Raw genomic sequence first — 18599 nt, forward strand, 5'->3', positions numbered from 1 at the left:
GTTTCCGGCGCAGCACGCATCGATTGTGCCGCGGCGCAGCGGATGCGTCGACGTATCGCACTACTCCAAGCACTGGCCGTGTCTTCTGCCTCAACACGGACCGGGCAAAAAGCATTTGAGGCCGATTCGCCTGGAGCCGTGGCAGGAAGAGCTCGTCAAAGAGGCCACCGAGGAATTCGTTCGCGGCTTGATCGATAGCGACGGCTGCCGCGTGGTGGCCAACGATCGCGGAGTTAAAAGCGTCGGTTACCACTTCTCGACTCAATCCGACGATATCCGCGGGCTGTTCTGCGCGGCGCTCGACGATTCGGGAATCCCCTGGACAAGGCCGCGTTGGTTCGAGGTCGCCGTCTACCGCAAGGCCGCGGTGGCGCGCCTTGAAGAGCCTTCATCGGACCGAAAGTATGAGCAGCCTGCCCAAAGGGCCTCGGGGTACCTTTTAAGGGTGTCCACTACACGTCGTCGGAGACCCGCGCTGATTGCGCTGGTGGTCCTTGCGGCCTGCGGTTGCCTGGCCTTGGGCTGGTGGCAGTGGACGAGGTTCCAGTCGACGTCGGGCACCTTTCAAAACCTCGGCTATGCGATGCAGTGGCCGCTGTTCGCCGGATTCTGTATCTATGCCTACCGCAAGTTCGTCCGCTACGAGGAGGCACCGCCGGAACCCCGGACGGATCGTGCGATGACCGAACTACCAGACGGACTGCTGCCTGAGCGGCCCAAGCCAGCACTGCACAACGCCGACGATCCCGCGCTACGGGAGTACAACGCTTACCTGGCCGAACTGGCCAAGGCAGACAACGAGATACATCAGAAGCAGAACAGGACCCCCGCATGACCACACCCGAAATGCCCGAAGCGCGGCCGGTGACACCGGTCGAAAAGATCCGCACCGCACTGCTGGGTTACCGCGTGATGGCGTGGACGACGGGTATCTGGCTGATCGCGCTGTGCTACGAGCTCGTGGTCCACTACGTGGTCAAAGTGGCGAATCCACCGACCTGGATCGGCGTGGTACACGGCTGGGTTTATTTCACCTATGTGCTGGCGGCTTTCAACCTTGCCGTCAAAGTTCGGTGGCCGATCCCCAAGACAATCGGCGTGCTGTTAGCCGGAACCATTCCCCTGGTTGGGATCATCGTCGAGCACTTCCAGACCAGGGACATCAAAGCGCGTTTCGCCATGTAGTCCAACGTAATTCACGCTTCACCAGCCAGCGCACGCAGCGCCGGCAGCAATAACGCAAGGGCGCGACCGCGATGCGATATCGCGCCCTTTTCTACCGACGTCAGCTGCGCGGCAGTACGGTGCTGCCCGTCCGGAATGAACACCGGGTCATAGCCGAAGCCCGCGTCGCCGCCCGGTTCTCGCGCGATTGCGCCGGGCCACTCGCCGCGGACCACGACTTCACCTGACTCCGACACCAGCGCGCACGCCGACACGAACGCCGCGCCACGTCGCTCATCGGGCACATCCCGCAGTTGCGCCAACAACAACGCGGTATTGCCGGCGTCGTCGCCGTGCGCGCCCGACCACCGCGCCGAGAACACACCGGGCATGCCGTTGAGCGCGGCCACCTCCAAGCCGGAGTCGTCAGCGACGGTAGGCAACCCCGTCGCTGCGAATCCGTCGCGCGCCTTGGCCAACGCGTTGTCCTCAAAGGTCGCACCGGTTTCCGGCGCTTCATCGAACAGTGGCACATCGTCGAGTGATAGCAGCGTCAACCCCGTCAGCGCGGCCGCATCCAGCACGCGGCGCAGCTCAGCCAGCTTCTTGCGGTTGCGGCTAGCGACCAAAAGGCGGGTCAGCTTCCGAACGCCTTCTCACGCGCGCGCTCTTCGGGCAACACGCCCGGATACGGCAAAGCTAACGCCTCACGTTGCGCCGCAAAGAGCTTCTCGCAGGCCCCCTGCGCGGCGTCGAGCATCTTATCGAGCGTCGACCGGGGGAAGGTCGCGCCTTCGGCCGTCCCCTGAACTTCGACCAGCGTTCCGGTGTCCGTGGCGACGACGTTCATGTCAACCTCCGCGCGCGCGTCTTCCTCGTAGGGCAGGTCAACTCGCACCCGGCCGTCGACCACTCCGACGCTGACCGCCGCGATCGCACATGACAGCGGCCGGGAATCGGACAGCTTGCCACCGGCGGACAGGTATGTGACCGCATCGGCCAGCGCGACGTACGCACCCGTGACGGCCGCGGTGCGAGTACCGCCATCGGCCTGCAGCACATCGCAGTCGATCGCAATGGTGTTCTCCCCCAACGCGGCAAGGTCGATGCAGGCCCGCAACGACCTGCCGATCAGCCGGCTGATCTCTTGGGTGCGGCCAGACAGGCGGCCCTTCACCGATTCGCGGTCTCCGCGAGTGTGGGTGGCCGACGGCAGCATGGCGTATTCAGCGGTCAGCCAGCCTAGGCCCGACCCTTTGCGCCAGCGGGGCACGCCCTCGGTGACGCTTGCCGTGCACATGACTTTGGTCTGGCCGAACTCGATCATCACCGACCCCGCCGGGTGCGAGGTGAACCCGCGGGTGATGACAACGGGCCGAAGCTCGTGGTCGAGGCGGCCGTCTTCTCGTTTGGACACGCCGCCAACCATAGCGTGCAGCTACCCGGTAGAGGAGCGCCCGACGTCGAACGTCTCGCCACAGACCACTGCGTGCACCGGGCCGCCGAATTCGGCCTTCGCCTCGCTGATCATGTCCTCACGGGAGGTCCACGGCGGTATGTGGGTCAGGAACAGCTCCCCCACCCCGGCCGCGGTCGCGATCCGCCCGGCCTCGGTGCCCGACAGGTGCAGGTTGGGTGGACGGTCCGGCGAATGCGTCCAGGACGCCTCACACAAAAACACGTCGGCGCCGCGGGCCAACTCGATGACGTTGTCGCAGTAGCCGGTGTCCCCGCTGTACACGAACGACGCTCCGTCGCCATTGGTGATGCGCAGGCCGAACGACTCGGTCGGGTGACACACCACCCGCGGCACGACCGTCAGCGCGCCCACTTGCACGGGTTCGCTGTCGACCCAATGCCGGACGTCGAAAACGTCTGAGAAATCGTCGATTTCGCCGCTGTAGGGCGATGACGCCGCGCCGAGCCGCGACCAGGTATCGCTCGGGCCGTACATCAACGCCTTCCCAGTCGGGGGCGACGGGTGATAGCGGCGCCAGACAAATAATCCCGGTAGGTCCAGGCAGTGATCGGCGTGCAGATGCGACAACAACACATGCACCGAGCCCGGATCGGCGTGCCGCTGCAGCGCTCCGAGCACCCCCCCGCCGAAGTCGATGACCAACGGTGGGGTATCCGGCGCCCTCAACAGGTATCCCGATGCCGGCGAGTCCGGGCCGACGACGCTCCCGGAGCAGCCCAGCACGGTGATTCGCACGGTCACTACTGTGCCATGCCCAGCACCAAGTTGGCGAAAACATCCCGAGCTTTCCCAGGGAGGAACTCAGCTCGGCGCAGCGACATGACGATGGACGGGATGGACGCCGGTGATCGCCGGTCCCAAAAACCGCGCCGCAAGGTTGAGGAACGCCTCGGGGTCGCCGGTGGCCTCGAACACACGACGCGCGGGCGTGCCGGGGCGATCGGGATGCGGATGCAGCAAATCAAGCTGGGTGAGCATTCGGACCAGCTCTTTTGCCGTCTCCTCCGCGCTGGAGACGAGCGTCACCGACTCGCCCATGACCAACTGGATGATCCCGGACAGCAGCGGATAGTGCGTGCAGCCCAGCACTAATGTGTCGACACCGGCGCGCTGCAGCGGCTCGAGATAACCCTCGGCCAAACCCAGGACTTGGCGACCACTGGTGATGCCGCGCTCGACAAAATCGACGAACCGCGGACAGGCCACCGCGGTGATCTCGGTGTCGCGTGCGGCGGCGAACGCGTCCTGGTAAGAGCGCGACGCGATCGTCGCCCGAGTGCCGATCACGCCGATGTGGCCACTGCGGGTTGCCGCGACGGCGCGACGCACGGCAGGCAGGATCACTTCGACGACGGGCACGTTGTAGCGTTCCCGCGCGTCGCGCAGACACGCCGCGGATGCCGTGTTGCAAGCGATCACCAGCGCCTTGACTCCGCGCTCGACGAGGTCGTCACCGATGGCCAGCGCATGCCCGCGAATCTCGGGAACGGTCAGCGGCCCGTACGGACCGTTGCCGGTGTCGCCGACATAAATGATGTCCTCGTCAAGTAGCTGATCGATGATGGCGCGCGCCACCGTCAGCCCTCCGACGCCGGAGTCGAACACCCCGATGGGTGCTAGGGCATCACTCATGCTGGCTCACGTCGCTGACCGCCGGGCGCGCGGCGGCGTTGCCGGTCCTTGCGTTCCGGGCTGGACAACAGGTAGGCGGCCAGCACGCCGGCAATGCCCCCGCAGAGATGTCCCTGCCACGACACACCTCCGCACACGTTGAGCACTGGAACCGCTCCCCACAAGATTCCGCCGTAAGCGAGCAGTACCACGACGCCGATGACAATCTGCCAGCCCGAGCGGGTGAAGAACCCGAACACCAGCAGGAAGGTCAGCCAGCCGAAGATCAGCCCCGAGGCGCCGATGTGATCGGTCGGGCCGCAGGGCGATCCCATGTTGCCGATCAGCCAGGTGCCTAAGCCGCCGACGATCCACACGATCGCGGTCGCCCACAAGAACCGGGACAGCCCGGCCAGCGTGACCAGAAAACCCAGCACCAGTGCGGGGCCTGTGTTGGCGATCAGATGCGCCCAGCTCGCGTGCAGCAGCGGAGCGAACAAGATGCCCCACAGGCCGTGGGTCTGCAGCGGCCGGATCCCGTTGTAGTCGAGTTCGTGGCCGTCGAGCTGGTCGACCATCTCGACGACGTAGAGCAGCGCCACGAAACTGATGATCGTGGCTCCGCCGACCACCCATGCGGAGCCCTTTTTGGGCGGCACTGCGCCGCTCATTGGCGCCACTCCTGCGCATCGCTGCGCTCTGCATCGTCATCGGCGCGGCTCACGCCCATAGCATGTCATCGACGGCCCGTTCGCTTGCGTCATCAGCGCCGTTCCTCCCCGTCGCTGCGCTTTGTATCGTGGTCGGCGCGCTCGAATGCTCCGGGCAGCAGGTCCCGGTAGGTCGGTATTCCGGCCACCGATTCGGCGGCAATCACAGCGACCAGCACCGCGCGGGCCACGCAGTCAGCCGCCGCGGCGCCCACAGCGGTGACCAGCGGCGTCTCCGGCGAGAACGCGGCCGGTGTGTCGGCCGGCGGCGCCACCTCGACCGCGCCGGTGGCCAGGGTGAACACCATGTCGCCGTCCACCGGGGTATGCGCCGGTCGGATGCTGCGCGCGAGCCCGTCGTGGGCGGTGCTGGCAACCTGTCGGCAGGCGGCCGGGCTCAGCGTGGCATCGGTCGCGACCACCGCGACTGCGGTATTTAGCGAGCTCAGCGGGGGTTCGAGTTCGGTGAGCACAGCGATCTGCTCAGCGGGCGGTGCGGTCAGACCTAATTCATCGGCCAGGTAGCTCAGCCACGGTAGGCCCGTCGCCCGGTCGATGACGTTGCCGGCGGAGTTCACCGCAACCAGCGCCCCGACCGTCACCCCCGACGCCAGCGTGGTCGACGCGGTTCCCACACCGCCCTTCAGCACACCGGCACGCGCCCCGACCCCGACACCAACCGTCCCCACCGCGACGTCGGTGCTGGCCGCCCGACAGGCGGCATAGCCAAACTCGGCAGTCGGCCGGTGGCTCCACTCGCCGACGTCCAGATCGAAGATCACCGCGCCCGGCACGATCGGCACCACCCCGCCGCCCATCGTCACGCCGCGGTCGCGCTCCTCGAGCCAGGTCATGATTCCGTCGGCGGCCGCTAATCCGTAGGCGCTGCCCCCGGCGATCAGCACCGCGTCGACATAACGCACGCTGCTGACCGGATCGAGCAGATCGGTCTCTCGGCTGCCGGGTGCACCGCCACGACAATCGACGGCGCCCACCGTGCCGGGTGGCGGCAGGACGACCGTGACGCCGCGCGCCCATCCGGCACCCATCGTCGCGTCGGGGTCCAGCCGGTGGTGGTGGCCGACCAGAATTCCCCCGACGTCGGTGATCGAGTTCATCGCGACTCCATCAGCGCCAGGACCAGGTACTCCTGCAGGAAGGTCAGCCACTGATAAACGTCGAGGTGCGCAGCCAACGGATGGTTGTCGGGCAGACGATCGGGGCCATTGGGGCGAATATCGAGCATGGTGCCCAATGACAGCCGGATGTCGTTGACGGCTGCTACCCAGGCGTTCGCGTCATCTTCGGTCAGCTCGAATCGACCGCCGTCGTCGGGAATCGTCTCCAATAGCTTTTGGGCTGCAATGCGTTTGGCTTCGATGATCTCCGGCTCGTGCAGGCTGCGCAGGGCCGCGTTCAGGCTTTCCGTCACCTCGGGCGCAGCGTCGTCCGGCTTTGAGAAGTCCGGGAGCAGCCGCAACAGCGTCGCATTGTCAGGCCGCTCGGAATTGCCGGTCTTCATCCCGGTGATTTGTTCGAGTTCGTCTGTCGGCGAAGATGATTCGCGCTCGTCGAGCAGCCCGATCATCGATTCGGCCAGATTCGTGAGCAAAGCCGCCTCATGCGAGTCCAGAGCCGACCGAAAACGGGGACCATCAGCGGTCTGAACCCGCTTCCATTTGCGCACGTGGGAACCGGATGCCCTCGGTCTCAGCGGTCCTGCTGCATGGTGGCCCACAACCCGGCCGCATGCAGCTTGGACACGTCGGTTTCCATCGATTCTCGGCTGCCCGCCGACACCACGGCTTTGCCCTCGTTGTGGACCTGCAGCATCAGCTTGGTGGCGTGCGGCTCGCTGTAGCCGAACAGCTTCTGGAACACATACGTCACGTAGTTCATCAAGTTGACCGGGTCGTCCCACACGATGGTTACCCAGGGAGCGGCCGTGCTTTCGACCGAGGCCGCTTCCCGTTGCCCGGTGGTCCCCGGTTTTGTCGGGGCTGACGCAACCATGACTTCTAGGATAGCGAGCCGCGGCAATGAACCCGATACCCCAGATACGGTGGGCCGTGTGAACGACTCGGGTTTCGTCGGGCTGCTGACCGACAGGTACGAGTTGACCATGCTGGCAGCGGCGCTGCGCGATGGCACCGCGGATCGCCGGACCACGTTTGAGCTGTTCGCGCGCAAGCTTCCTGCGGGCCGACGGTATGGGGTGGTGGCCGGGACGGGCCGGCTTTTGGAAGCTCTGCCCGAATTCAGGTTCGACGATGTTGCGTGCGAATCGCTGGCGGAATTTCTCGACGGGGACACGTTGGCCTACCTGCGCGACTTTCGCTTTGGCGGCGATATCGACGGCTATCCCGAGGGTGAGCTCTATTTCCCCGGCTCGCCGGTGCTTTCGGTGTATGGCAGCTTCGCGGAATGCGTGGTGCTCGAGACGCTCGCGTTGTCAATCTTCAACCATGACAGCGCCGTTGCCTCGGCCGCCGCGCGGATGGTCAGCGCAGCCGAGGGGCGGCCGCTGATCGAAATGGGCTCGCGCCGCACCCATGAGCGCGCCGCGGTGGCCGCGGCCCGCGCCGCCTACCTCGCCGGATTTGCCGCATCATCCAACCTGGAGGCCCGCCGCCGCTACGGCGTTCCGACCGAAGGCACCAGCGCACACGCGTTCACCCTGCTGCACACCGGCCCCGAGGCGCCCGACGAGCCGGCGGCATTCGCCGCACAAGTCGACGCGCTGGGTCTCGGCACCACGCTGCTGGTCGACACCTACGACGTGACGACCGGTGTGGCTAACGCCGTGGCGGCCGCCGGTAGCAAGCTTGGCGCGGTGCGCATCGATTCCGGGGAGCTGGGTGTGCTGGCTCGTCAGGTCCGCGAGCAGCTTGACCGGCTAGGGGCCACGCAGACCCGCATCGTCGTCTCCGGTGATCTGGACGAGTTTTCGATCGCCGGATTGCGGGCCGAACCAGTGGACAGCTACGGCGTCGGTACCTCGCTGGTTACCGGCTCAGGTGCGCCGACGGCCAACATGATCTACAAGCTGGTCGAAGTCGACGGCTTTCCGGTCGAGAAGCGCAGCCCCCGAAAAGGATCGCAGGGCGGCCACAAAGAGGCGCTGCGGCTATGCCGGGCGACCGGCACGATCACCGAGGAGATCGTCTATCCGGCGGGGCATCCGCCGCAGACCAATGAACCGTCTCGGATGTTGACGATTCCGCTGGTGCGCGATGGGCAGCCGGTGATCGACCGGGATTTGGGCACGGCGCGCGACTTGGTGGCGTCGGGCTTGCGAAGCTTGCCGTGGGAGGGTCTGATGTTGTCGCACGGCGATCCGGCGATTCCCACGACGCACATCCCGGTCCGACGTCGGCCCATCGACCCACAGGAGTAGCTACGCCCGACGACTTGGCCGTGTCCGTACCTGAGCTGCTGGCCGCCGCGGTGGCGGCGCTCGGCGGCGCCGAACGCACCGGGCAGGTGCAGATGGCCACCGCGGTGGCCCACGCCTTCGAAACCGGCGAGCATCTGGCGGTTCAGGCAGGCACCGGTACCGGAAAGTCGTTGGCGTACCTCGTTCCCGCGATCGTCCGCGCGATCTCTGATGACACGCCGGTCGTAGTATCCACCGCGACGATCGCGCTGCAGCGCCAACTGGTCAATCGCGATCTGCCCCAGCTGGTCGAGGCGCTCACCGATACGCTGCCCCGCACGCCGAGATTCGCGTTGCTGAAGGGCCGCCAGAATTACTTGTGCTTGAACAAGATTCACAACGGTTCGACGGCGAGTTCTGATGACGAACCGCAGGACGAGCTTTTCCAGCCGCAGCCGGCCATCGCATCGGGGCGCGAGGTGCAACGGCTCACTGCATGGGCGTCAACGACAGACTCTGGTGACCGCGACGACCTGCGGCCAGGCGTAGCCGACCGGTCCTGGTCCCAGGCCAGCGTCTCCTCTCGGGAATGCCTCGGCATGGCGCGCTGCCCATTCGGTACCGAATGCTTCGCCGAACGCGCCCGCGCCACAGCCGGCCAGGCCGATGTTGTCGTCACCAACCACGCACTGCTGGCCATCGACGCGCTCGCCGACTCGGCGGTGCTGCCCGAACACCGGCTGCTGGTCGTCGACGAGGCCCACGATCTGGTGGACCGGGTCACCGCGGTAGCCACCGGCGAGCTGTCCGCAACCGCGCTCGGGGTTGCCTCGCGGCGCATCACCAGGCTGGTCGAACCGGAACTGATACAGCGCTGGGAAGGGGCGTCCACCAGATTCACCGCGGCCATCCAAAACGCCACCGGGGGCCGCATCGATCACCTCGACGACGAGCTGGCGACTCACCTCACCGCGCTGCGGGATGCGGCCGGTGTGGCGCGTTCGGCGATTGACATGTCACCGGCCGATGCCAAGGCCGCGTCGACGCGAGCCGAGGCCGTCGCGAGCCTCAGCGAAATCGCCGACACCGCATCGCGGATGTTGACGTCGTTCGCGCCGGCAATTCCCGACCGTACCGACGTGGTGTGGCTGGAGCAGGAAGACAATCGCGGTTCGACGCGTGCCGTGCTGCGGGTGGCGCCGCTGTCGGTGGCCGGACTGCTGCGCGACAAGTTATTCACCCGGTCGACCGCGGTGTTGACCTCGGCGACGCTGACAGTCGGCGGCTCCTTCGACGCGATGGCGACGGCGTGGGGCCTGGCCGACGCACAGGACGACGCCGAAATGCCGTGGCGCGGAATCGATGTCGGATCGCCATTCGAGCACGCCAAAGCCGGGATCCTCTACGTCGCCGCCCACCTACCGCCGCCGGGCCGCGACGGCGCCGGCTCGGCCGAGCAGCTCAGCGAGATCGCCGACCTCGTCACCGCGGCCGGCGGGCGAACGCTCGGATTGTTCTCGTCGATGCGGGCGGCGCGCGCCGCCGCCGAGGCGATGGCCGCACGGCTTTCGACACCGGTGTTGTGCCAGGGCGACGACAGCACCGCCGCGCTGGTCGAGCAGTTCGCCGCAGACGCGGCGACGTCGTTGTTCGGCACGCTGTCGTTGTGGCAGGGCGTCGACGTGCCTGGTCCGTCGTTGTCGTTGGTGATCATCGACCGCATTCCTTTCCCGCGGCCCGACGATCCACTGCTGTCTGCCCGCCAGCGTGCGGTCGCCGCGCGCGGCGGCAACGGGTTCATGGCCGTCGCCGCCAGCCACGCCGCGTTGCTGCTGGCGCAGGGCGCCGGGCGGCTACTGCGCGGCGTCGACGACCGCGGCGTGGTCGCGGTGCTCGATTCACGGATGGCCACCGCGCGATACGGCGGCTACCTGCGGGCCTCTCTGCCGCCGTTCTGGGCGACGACTGATGGCTCCCAAGTGCGCCAGGCGCTGCTGCGGCTGCGTTCCGCCCAGCAGTCCGGCCCAAATCGTCAGAGGGCCGGAGCGGCCAGCGTGACCAGGCCGAGCTCCGCGGCAGAGGCCAGCATCGGATGATTCGGCAGCACCCGCACGGTGTAGCCGACAGAGCCGGCGACCGGCAGCGTCGTGGTCGCGGCGAAGATCTCGCGGCCACCGCCGGCGGTGCCGGTATGTGTCATCTCGACGGCGACCGGGTCTATCAGCGCGCCGCCTGTGTTCACCCTGCCGACCAGTGCCTGCACGGTTACCTCGTCGGGCCGTAACGCGGCCAACTGCACGGTTGCGGTCAGGGTCAGCTTCGATCCGAGCACGGGAGTGTCGGGCAACCCCGTGCTGTCGACGTCGGTGACCTCGATGTGCGGCCACGCCGCGTACGCCCGCCGGCGGTAAGCGGCCAGCACGCGGGCGGGATCGAACGTCGCCTGCCCGTCGCCGGCAAATATCACAGTCCTACGCAGCGACTCCGCCGCCGGCACGTAGTAGCGCTCCGTGTAGTCGCGAACCATCCGGGAGGCCAGGACTTTCGGGCCGAGCGTTTGCAGGGTGTGGCGGACCATTTCGATCCACCGGCGCGGTACGGCCTGCTCGTCGCGCTCGTAGAAGGTCGGGGCCACCGACTTTTCCAGCAGGTCGTAGAGCGCGGCCGCCTCCAGGTCGTCGCGGCGATCCTCGTCGGGCACCCCGGAGGCCGTCGGTATTGCCCAACCGTTCTCGCCGTCGTACCACTCATCCCACCAGCCGTCGCGAACGGACAGGTTCAGCCCGCCGTTGAGCGCGCTCTTCATCCCCGACGTTCCGCACGCCTCCAGCGGGCGCAGCGGATTGTTCAACCAGACGTCGCAGCCCCAGTACAACAGCCGCGCCATCGACATGTCGTAGTCGGGCAGGAACGCGATGCGATGGCGCACCTCGGGGCGGTCGGCGAACTGCACCACTTGCTGGATCAGCGCCTTGCCGCCGTCGTCGGCGGGGTGCGACTTGCCGGCGACGATCAGCTGGATCGGCCGGTGCTCGTCGAGTAGCAGCCGTTCGAGCCGGTCCGGATCGCGCAGCATCAGCGTCAGCCGCTTGTAGGTAGGGACCCGTCGAGCGAACCCGATGGTCAGCACGTCTGGATCGAATGCCGTTGCAATCCAACCTAACTCGGCGTCCGAGGCACCACGTTCCAGCCACGAGCTACGCAGCCGGGCCCGGACGTCTTCGACCAGCAGCGCCCGCAGCTGCGAGCGAATCCACCACAGATGACCGGCGTCGACCTCCTTTAGTCGCAGCCATACACCGGGGTCACTGAACGCCGACTCCGACCCCGCCAGCTCGCGGCCCAGCTGCAACCATTGCGGCGCCGCCCAGGTGTGGGCATGCACACCGTTGGTGATCGAACCGATCGGCACTTCGTCGCGGTCGAATCCGGGCCACATCTCGTTGAACATTGCGCGGCTCACCCGGCCGTGCAGCAGCGAGACACCGTTGGCGCGCTGGGCCAACCGCAGGCCCATGTGGGCCATGTTGAACTTCTCCGGATCGTCTTCGGCGCCCAGCGCCTGAATCCGGGCCAGCGGCACACCCGGCAGCAGGGCGGCGCCAACCTCGCCCGCGGCGTCATCTGCGAAGTATCGCTGCACCATCTCCATCGGAAACCGGTCGATACCGGCGGGCACCGGGGTGTGCGTCGTGAAAACCGTGCTGGAGCGAACCACTGTCAACGCGGTGTCGAAATCCAGCCCTGCGTCGACTAGTTCCCGGATGCGCTCGGCGCCGAGGAATCCGGCGTGGCCTTCGTTCATGTGAAACACCTCGGGCGCGGGCAGCCCTTCGATGGCAGTGAAGGCTCGGATGGCGCGTATCCCGCCGATGCCGGCCAGGATCTCCTGCTGCATGCGATGCTCTTGATCGCCGCCGTAGAGGCGATCAGTGACCCCCCGCAGGTGGTGCTCGTTCTCGCCAATGTCGGAATCCAGCAGCAGCAGCGGAACGCGACCGACCTGCGCCACCCAGATCCGTGCATGCAGCCGGATGGACTCCGGCAACGCCAGCTCCACCAGCACCGGCTCGCCGCTGGCGTCGGTCAGCAGCCGCAACGGCAGACCCTGCGGGTCCAGCGCCGGGTAGGTCTCATGCTGCCAACCGTCGGCAGTCAGGGACTGCCGGAAATAACCGGAGCGGTAGTACAGGCCCGCGGCGATCAGCGGCAATCCGAGATCCGACGCGGACTTCAGATGATCGCCCGCCAGAATGCCCAACCCGCCCGAGTAGTTCGGCAGCACCTCAGCGACGCCGAACTCCATCGAGAAGTAGGCGATGCCGTTGGGCATCGCAGCGCCGTTATTTTCCTGCTGCAGATACCACAGCGGGCGGCTCAGATAATCGTTCAGATCGGCCGCCAGCGCATCGAGCCGGTCCAGAAAACCGCTGTCGAGCGCCAGCTCGTCGAGCCGAGCCGGGCTCACCGCGCCCAGCAGCGCAACCGGGTCCTTACCGGATTGCGCCCACAGCGCCGAGTCGATCGCCTCGAAGAGCTCCCGCGTCGGCTTGTCCCAGGACCACCGCAAGTTGGTCGACAGCTGTTCGAGCGCCCCCAGGCGTTCCGGAAGATGGGCACGGACGGTGAACCGGCGGAGAGCTTTCACGCGTCCTTACCTTACTGACCACAGAACCTTACTGACCACAGACCAGGGTTCGCTTGCCGAACAATGTGCGCATCCCGCCCCCGGGTGTGGCCTGACACTACGGTGGGTATCAAGCGCAAAGAAGTTTGCGCTTGAGCAGCATCCCGAGAACCAGACCCTCCGGCGACGATGCGGACCGCCCAGCGGGCCGAGGAGGAGCCGGAGAACAGAACGGAGTGACGGTGCCCGGTCGGCTCGAGATCGACGACGTCGCGCCCGTCGTATCGTGTGGCGCGTATCCGGCGAAGGCTGTGGTCGGCGAGGTAGTTCCGGTCCGCGCGACGGTATGGCGTGAGGGTCATGACGCAGTCGCAGCGACGCTGGCGGTGCGTTACCTGGGGGCGCGCTATCCGCAAGTCGGTGAAACCCGGCGGCTCAAGGCGGTGGAAGCGCCCACAATAGCCGAACCCGCCGCCGCGCCGCTACCCCGGGTCAAGCCGCTGCTGCTGCCGATGAGCATGGGCGAGGAACCCTATGTCTTCCACGGTCGGTTCATCCCGGACAGCGTCGGATTGTGGACGTTTCGGGTGGACGGCTGGGGTGACCCGATCCACACCTGGCGGCACGCCATCGAGGCCAAGCTGGAGGCCGGCCAAGGCGAGGCCGAACTGTCCAACGACCTGTTGATCGGAGCACAGCTACTCGAACGCGCCGCGACCGGTGTTCCCCGCAGTTCGCGCGAACCGTTGCGTGCTGCCGCCGCAGCCCTGCAAGCGCCGGGCGACGCGGTTTCCCGGGCCGCGCTGGCGCTGAGCCCCGAGGTCGACGAACTCCTGGCGCAGTACCCATTGCGTGAGCTGGTCACCCGCGGCGAGCAATACGGGGTGTGGGTGGATCGGCCGCTGGCCCGCTTCGGGTCGTGGTACGAGACGTTCCCCCGCTCGACCGGCGGCTGGGACGCCGACGGGAATCCGGTGCACGGCACCTTCGTCACCGCGACGGGCGCGTTGCCGCGAATCGCGCAGATGGGCTTCGACGTGGTGTACCTGCCGCCGATCCATCCGATCGGCAAAGTTCACCGCAAGGGCCGCAACAACACCGCGACCGCGGTGCCCGGTGACGTCGGGTCGCCGTGGGCGATCGGCAGTGATGAGGGCGGCCACGACGCGGTACATCCGCAGTTGGGCACGATCGAGGACTTCGACAACTTTGTCGCAGCGGTGCGCGACTTGGGCATGGAAGTGGCTCTGGATCTGGCGTTGCAATGCGCTCCCGACCATCCGTGGGCCAAGCAACACCGCCAGTGGTTCACCGAATTGCCTGACGGCACCATCGCCTACGCGGAAAACCCGCCGAAGAAATACCAGGACATCTACCCGATCAACTTCGACAACGATCCCGCCGGACTGTACGACGAGGTGCTGCGGGTGGTGCGGCACTGGATGGACCACGGGGTGAAGGTTTTCCGGGTCGATAATCCACACACCAAGCCGCCCGACTTCTGGGCCTGGCTGATCGGCCAGGTGAAAGCCATCGATCCGGATGTGCTGTTTTTGTCCGAGGCGTTCACACCGCCGGCCCGGCAATACGGGCTGGCCAAGCTGGGCTTCACCCAGTCCTATACCTACTTCACCTGGCGCACGTCGAAGTGGGAGCTCACCCAATTCGGCGAGGAAATGCCGGCACTGGCCGACTTCCGTCGTCCCAATTTGTTCGTGAATACCCCAGATATCCTGCATGCCGTCCTGCAACACAATGGCCCGGGCATGTTCGCGATACGTGCGGTGCTGGCCGCAACGATGAGTCCGGCATGGGGGATGTACTCCGGCTACGAACTCTTCGAGCACGAGGCCGTGTGGGAAGGCAGTGAGGAGTATCTCAACTCCGAGAAGTATGAACTGCGACCGCGCGACTTCGCCGGCGCGCTGGCGGCGGGACGATCGTTGGAACCATTTATCGCACGGCTGAACATGATTCGTCGACTCCATCCCGCTCTTCAGCAGCTCCGCACTATCACGTTTCATGCCGTCGACAACGAGGCATTGCTGGCCTACAGCAAGTTCGACCCTGTCACCGGTGACTGCGTGCTGGTGGTGGTGACGCTTAACGCGTTCGGGCCCGAAGAGGCGACGTTGTGGTTGGACATGGCCGCATTGGGTATGGAGCACTACGAGCGGTTCTGGGTCCGAGACGAGATTACCGACGAGGAATACCAATGGGGACAGGCCAACTACGTGCGCATCGACCCTGGCCGCGCCCCCGCCCACATCGTCAACATGCCGCTCATTCCGTCCAAATCCAGAATGGCGCTCTTGCGCCGGAGGTGACGCCGCGATGAAGTCCACCGACCAGCTCGCCAGGGCCCACCTGGCGCCTGAACCCAGCGACTTGGCCCGCCTGGTGGCCGGTGAGCACTACAACCCGCACGGCATTCTGGGCGCCCACGAATACGGCGACCACACGGTCATCCGAGCATTTCGGCCGCATGCCACTGAAGTCGCCGCGCTGGTCGGCCAGGAACGGCTTCCGCTGCAGCACATCGACTCCGGGTTGTTCGCAGTCGCGTTGCCGTTCGTCGACCTGATCGACTATCGCCTCGAGGTGAGTTACGACAGTGCCGGTTCGAACACGGTCGCCGACGCCTACCGCTTCCTGCCGACGTTGGGTGAAATCGACCTGCATCTGTTCGGCGAGGGGCGCCATGAGCGACTGTGGGACGTACTGGGCGCGCATCCGCGCTCGTTTACGACCGCCGACGGTGTGGTCGAGGGTGTGTCGTTCGCCGTGTGGGCGCCCAACGCCAAGGGCGTCAGCTTGATCGGGGAATTCAACGGCTGGAACGGCGACGCTGCCCCGCTGCGGGTATTGGGCTCGTCCGGTGTATGGGAGTTGTTCTGGCCCGGCTTCCCACCCGACGGCCTGTACAAGTTCCGCGTCCACGGCGCCGACGGCTCCATCACGGACCGAGCCGACCCATTCGCGTTCTCCGCCGAGGTGCCGCCGCATACGGCGTCGCGGGTGAGCATCAGCAACTACCGCTGGGCCGACGACGACTGGATGACGGCGCGGGCCCAGCGCAATCCAGTATTCGAACCGATGACCACCTACGAAGTGCACCTGGGGTCGTGGCGGCCGGGCCTTTCCTATCGCGAGCTTGCCTGCGAACTGACGGGTTACGTGGTAGCGCACGGGTTTACCCACGTCGAGATGCTGCCCGTCGCCGAGCACCCGTTCGCCGGATCCTGGGGCTATCAGGTCACGTCCTACTACGCGCCGACGTCGCGCTTCGGCACCCCGGACGAATTCCGTGCGCTCGTCGATGCGCTGCACCAGGCCGGCATCGGCGTCATCGTCGACTGGGTCCCGGCCCACTTCCCCAAGGACGCATGGGCGCTGGGCCGTTTCGACGGCACACCGCTTTACGAACACTCCGATCCCCGGCGCGGCGAGCAACTCGACTGGGGAACTTACATATTCGACTTCGGACGTGCCGAAGTGCGCAATTTCCTGGTGGCCAATGCGCTGTACTGGCTAGAGGAATTCCACATCGACGGGCTGCGGGTCGATGCCGTCGCGTCGATGCTGTACCTCGACTATTCGCGTCCTGCCGGCGGGTGGACACCCAACATTTACGGCGGCCGGGAGAATCTGGAAGCGGTGCAATTCCTGCAGGAGATGAACGCCACGGCGCACAAGGCAGCACCCGGAATCGTCACCGTAGCCGAGGAGTCGACTTCGTGGCCAGGCGTGACTCGGCCGACTAGCGTTGGCGGCCTTGGTTTTTCGATGAAGTGGAACATGGGCTGGATGCACGACACCCTCGGCTACATCGGCCACGATCCGGTGCACCGTAGTTACCACCACCACGAGATCACCTTCTCGATGCTCTACGCATTCAGCGAGAACTTCGTGCTACCGGTCAGCCACGACGAGGTCGTGCACGGCAAGGGCACGCTGTGGTCACGGCTGCCGGGCAACGACCACGTCAAAGCCGCGGGTTTGCGCAGTCTGCTGGCGTACCAGTGCGCGCACCCGGGCAAGCAGCTGCTGTTCATGGGTCAGGAATTCGGGCAGCGCGCCGAATGGTCGGAGGAGCGAGGCCTGGACTGGTTCCAACTCGACGAGAACGGTTTCTCCACCGGGATCTCGCGCCTAGTCAACGACATTAACACGATCTACCGCGGTCGCCGGGCACTGTGGAGCCAGGACACGAGGCCAGAGGGCTATTCATGGATCGACGCCAACGACTCCGCCAACAACGTATTGAGCTTCCTGCGGTACGGCGACGACGGCTCGGTGATGGTCTGCGTGTTCAACTTCGCCGGCGCCGAGCACAGCGGCTACCGTCTCGGCCTGCCCACCGCCGGGCGGTGGCGTGAGGTCCTCAACACCGACGCGACCGACTACAACGGCACCGGAGTCGGCAATCTTGGCGGTGTCGACGCAACCGACGAGCCGTGGCATGGCCGCCCGGCATCCGCGGTGTTGGTGTTGCCGCCCACCTCGGCGCTGTGGCTAGAGCCCGAATAGCGCGAACAGACGCAGAATCGCACGTTCGAGCGCCGAATCATGCGATTCTGCGTCTGCTCGGCAGCGATCAGTAGAGGGCGTTGGCGAGGTTGCGCCGCCCGGCGATCACGTCGGGGTCGGCGGGGTCGAACAGGTCGAACAATTCGATCAGGCGCGTGCGCACCGCGGTTCGCTCGTCACCGGAGGTCCGCCGCACCAATGCGACCAGCCGGCCGAAGGCGCCTTGGACATCCTGGTTGAGGAGCTGCACGTCGGCAGCGGCAAAAGCGGCATCGATGTCGTCGGGAGCCGCGTCGGCGGCAGCCACCGCATCGGGATGCTGGGCACTGGCCCGCATCAAGAAGGCGATCTGGCGGATCGCGCCCTTGGCTTCGGCGTTATTCGGATCGTCGTCCAGTATCGCCTGATACGAGTCGGAGGCGGCGGCGAAGTCGCCGTCTTGCAGCTGCCGGCGTGCCTGCGCGAGCGCCGGGTCAACTTGCTCGTCCTCCTCGGAAGTCGCTGCACCGCTGAGCTTTCCCGCAGTTGCCGACAGCAGCGAATCCACCCAGCGGCGTAGCTGCTCGGGCGGCTGAATACCCTGAAAGCTCGAAATCGGCTGTCCGGCAGCCAACGCCACGACGGTCGGGACCACTTCGATGCCGAATATCTGCGCCACCCGGGGAGCTGCGGCCACGTCGACGCGGGCCAGCGCCCACTTGCCGTTGTCGGCGGCGGCCAGGCCGGACAGAATGTCGGCCAGTTGAAGGCAGACATCGCTGCGCGGCGACCACAACAGCACCACTACCGGCACCTCATTGGACCGCAGCAGCACCTCGTCTTCGAAATTGACTTCGTTGACGTCGGTGGCGGTGGATCCCGCCGACCCGCCGCCGGCATCGCCGCTGGCGGGGGCGCTTTGCTTGAGCGCGGAGAGGTCGACCGCGCCCGCCAACGCGGGCCCGATCGGGGGTCGAGGACGGCTCACATGATCAAGTCTGGCACGCGTCGATCGAAGGCGTTCACCCGGTTCGGGCGGTCGTATGGCCAACGGCACATCCGCTATCGAGGGGGTGCCGCGATCGTCGCTCCAGCAAACATCCCGGTGCGGCGCCGGCGGGT

16 protein-coding genes are annotated in these 18599 nt (G+C 66.4%); 6 read left to right on the forward strand and 10 right to left on the reverse strand.

Annotated elements, in window-relative coordinates; genetic code table 11:
- The first annotated feature begins 445 nt into the window (after positions 1-445).
- On the forward strand, positions 446-835 hold the full coding sequence (locus tag M5I08_RS14375) for a hypothetical protein (RefSeq protein ID WP_219068794.1): 390 nt from the start codon (positions 446-448) through the stop codon (positions 833-835).
- Positions 832-1185: a DUF3817 domain-containing protein gene (locus M5I08_RS14380; RefSeq protein WP_219068792.1), complete on the forward strand. Its 354-nt coding sequence runs from the start codon at positions 832-834 to the stop codon at positions 1183-1185. The genes M5I08_RS14375 and M5I08_RS14380 overlap by 4 nt, the downstream gene beginning before the upstream one ends.
- Before the next feature lie 11 nt (positions 1186-1196).
- Here the strand turns inward: M5I08_RS14380 and rdgB are convergent, their stop codons facing one another.
- From rdgB to clpS, 8 genes are all read right to left on the reverse strand, one after another.
- Positions 1197-1805: an RdgB/HAM1 family non-canonical purine NTP pyrophosphatase gene (gene rdgB, locus M5I08_RS14385; RefSeq protein ID WP_219068806.1), complete on the reverse strand. Its 609-nt coding sequence runs from the start codon at positions 1803-1805 to the stop codon at positions 1197-1199.
- A complete protein-coding gene (gene rph / locus M5I08_RS14390) occupies positions 1802-2581 on the reverse strand; it encodes a ribonuclease PH (protein WP_219068790.1) in 780 nt (259 codons plus the stop codon). Before rph ends, rdgB begins: the two co-directional genes overlap by 4 nt.
- A 21-nt stretch (positions 2582-2602) precedes the next feature.
- On the reverse strand, positions 2603-3385 hold the full coding sequence (locus tag M5I08_RS14395) for a cyclic nucleotide-degrading phosphodiesterase (protein ID WP_219068788.1): 783 nt from the start codon (positions 3383-3385) through the stop codon (positions 2603-2605).
- A gap of 60 nt (positions 3386-3445) precedes the next feature.
- Positions 3446-4276: a glutamate racemase gene (gene murI / locus M5I08_RS14400; RefSeq protein ID WP_219068786.1), complete on the reverse strand. Its 831-nt coding sequence runs from the start codon at positions 4274-4276 to the stop codon at positions 3446-3448.
- Positions 4273-4926: a rhomboid family intramembrane serine protease gene (locus M5I08_RS14405; RefSeq protein WP_219068784.1), complete on the reverse strand. Its 654-nt coding sequence runs from the start codon at positions 4924-4926 to the stop codon at positions 4273-4275. Before M5I08_RS14405 ends, murI begins: the two co-directional genes overlap by 4 nt.
- A gap of 92 nt (positions 4927-5018) precedes the next feature.
- Positions 5019-6083 carry a P1 family peptidase gene (locus M5I08_RS14410; RefSeq protein ID WP_219068782.1) on the reverse strand — a complete coding sequence of 355 codons (1065 nt, stop codon included), beginning with the start codon at positions 6081-6083 and terminating at the stop codon, positions 5019-5021.
- A complete protein-coding gene (aosR, locus tag M5I08_RS14415) occupies positions 6080-6652 on the reverse strand; it encodes an oxidative stress transcriptional regulator AosR (protein WP_219068780.1) in 573 nt (190 codons plus the stop codon). Before aosR ends, M5I08_RS14410 begins: the two co-directional genes overlap by 4 nt.
- A 23-nt stretch (positions 6653-6675) precedes the next feature.
- Positions 6676-6978 carry an ATP-dependent Clp protease adapter ClpS gene (gene clpS, locus M5I08_RS14420; protein ID WP_219068778.1) on the reverse strand — a complete coding sequence of 101 codons (303 nt, stop codon included), beginning with the start codon at positions 6976-6978 and terminating at the stop codon, positions 6676-6678.
- On the opposite strand from clpS, the gene M5I08_RS14425 reads away from it, so the two are divergent.
- Together M5I08_RS14425 and M5I08_RS14430 are read left to right on the forward strand one after the other, a co-directional pair.
- The gene (locus tag M5I08_RS14425) at positions 6977-8362 is read left to right on the forward strand and encodes a nicotinate phosphoribosyltransferase (RefSeq protein WP_219068776.1); all 1386 of its coding nucleotides are present in this window, start codon (positions 6977-6979) and stop codon (positions 8360-8362) included. The genes clpS and M5I08_RS14425 overlap by 2 nt on opposite strands.
- A 14-nt stretch (positions 8363-8376) precedes the next feature.
- On the forward strand, positions 8377-10437 hold the full coding sequence (locus M5I08_RS14430; protein WP_219068774.1) for an ATP-dependent DNA helicase: 2061 nt from the start codon (positions 8377-8379) through the stop codon (positions 10435-10437).
- On the opposite strand, the gene glgP is transcribed toward M5I08_RS14430, so the two are convergent.
- A complete protein-coding gene (gene glgP, locus M5I08_RS14435; RefSeq protein ID WP_219068772.1) occupies positions 10374-12989 on the reverse strand; it encodes an alpha-glucan family phosphorylase in 2616 nt (871 codons plus the stop codon). The two genes, M5I08_RS14430 and glgP, sit on opposite strands and share 64 nt — an antisense overlap.
- 221 nt (positions 12990-13210) lie before the next feature.
- On the opposite strand from glgP, the gene M5I08_RS14440 reads away from it, so the two are divergent.
- Both M5I08_RS14440 and glgB read left to right on the forward strand, forming a co-directional pair.
- Positions 13211-15295, forward strand: a complete 2085-nt coding sequence (locus M5I08_RS14440) for an alpha-1,4-glucan--maltose-1-phosphate maltosyltransferase (protein WP_219068770.1) — start codon at positions 13211-13213, stop codon at positions 15293-15295.
- Positions 15296-15302: 7 nt separating this feature from the next.
- Entirely contained in the window at positions 15303-17498 is a 2196-nt protein-coding gene (glgB, locus tag M5I08_RS14445; protein WP_219068768.1) for a 1,4-alpha-glucan branching protein GlgB, read from the forward strand.
- A gap of 67 nt (positions 17499-17565) precedes the next feature.
- On the opposite strand, the gene M5I08_RS14450 is transcribed toward glgB, so the two are convergent.
- On the reverse strand, positions 17566-18465 hold the full coding sequence (locus M5I08_RS14450) for a tetratricopeptide repeat protein (RefSeq protein ID WP_219068766.1): 900 nt from the start codon (positions 18463-18465) through the stop codon (positions 17566-17568).
- Positions 18466-18599: the final 134 nt, after the last annotated feature.

It is taken from the genome of Candidatus Mycobacterium methanotrophicum (genome assembly GCF_023515995.1).
Taxonomy (GTDB): domain Bacteria; phylum Actinomycetota; class Actinomycetes; order Mycobacteriales; family Mycobacteriaceae; genus Mycobacterium; species Mycobacterium methanotrophicum.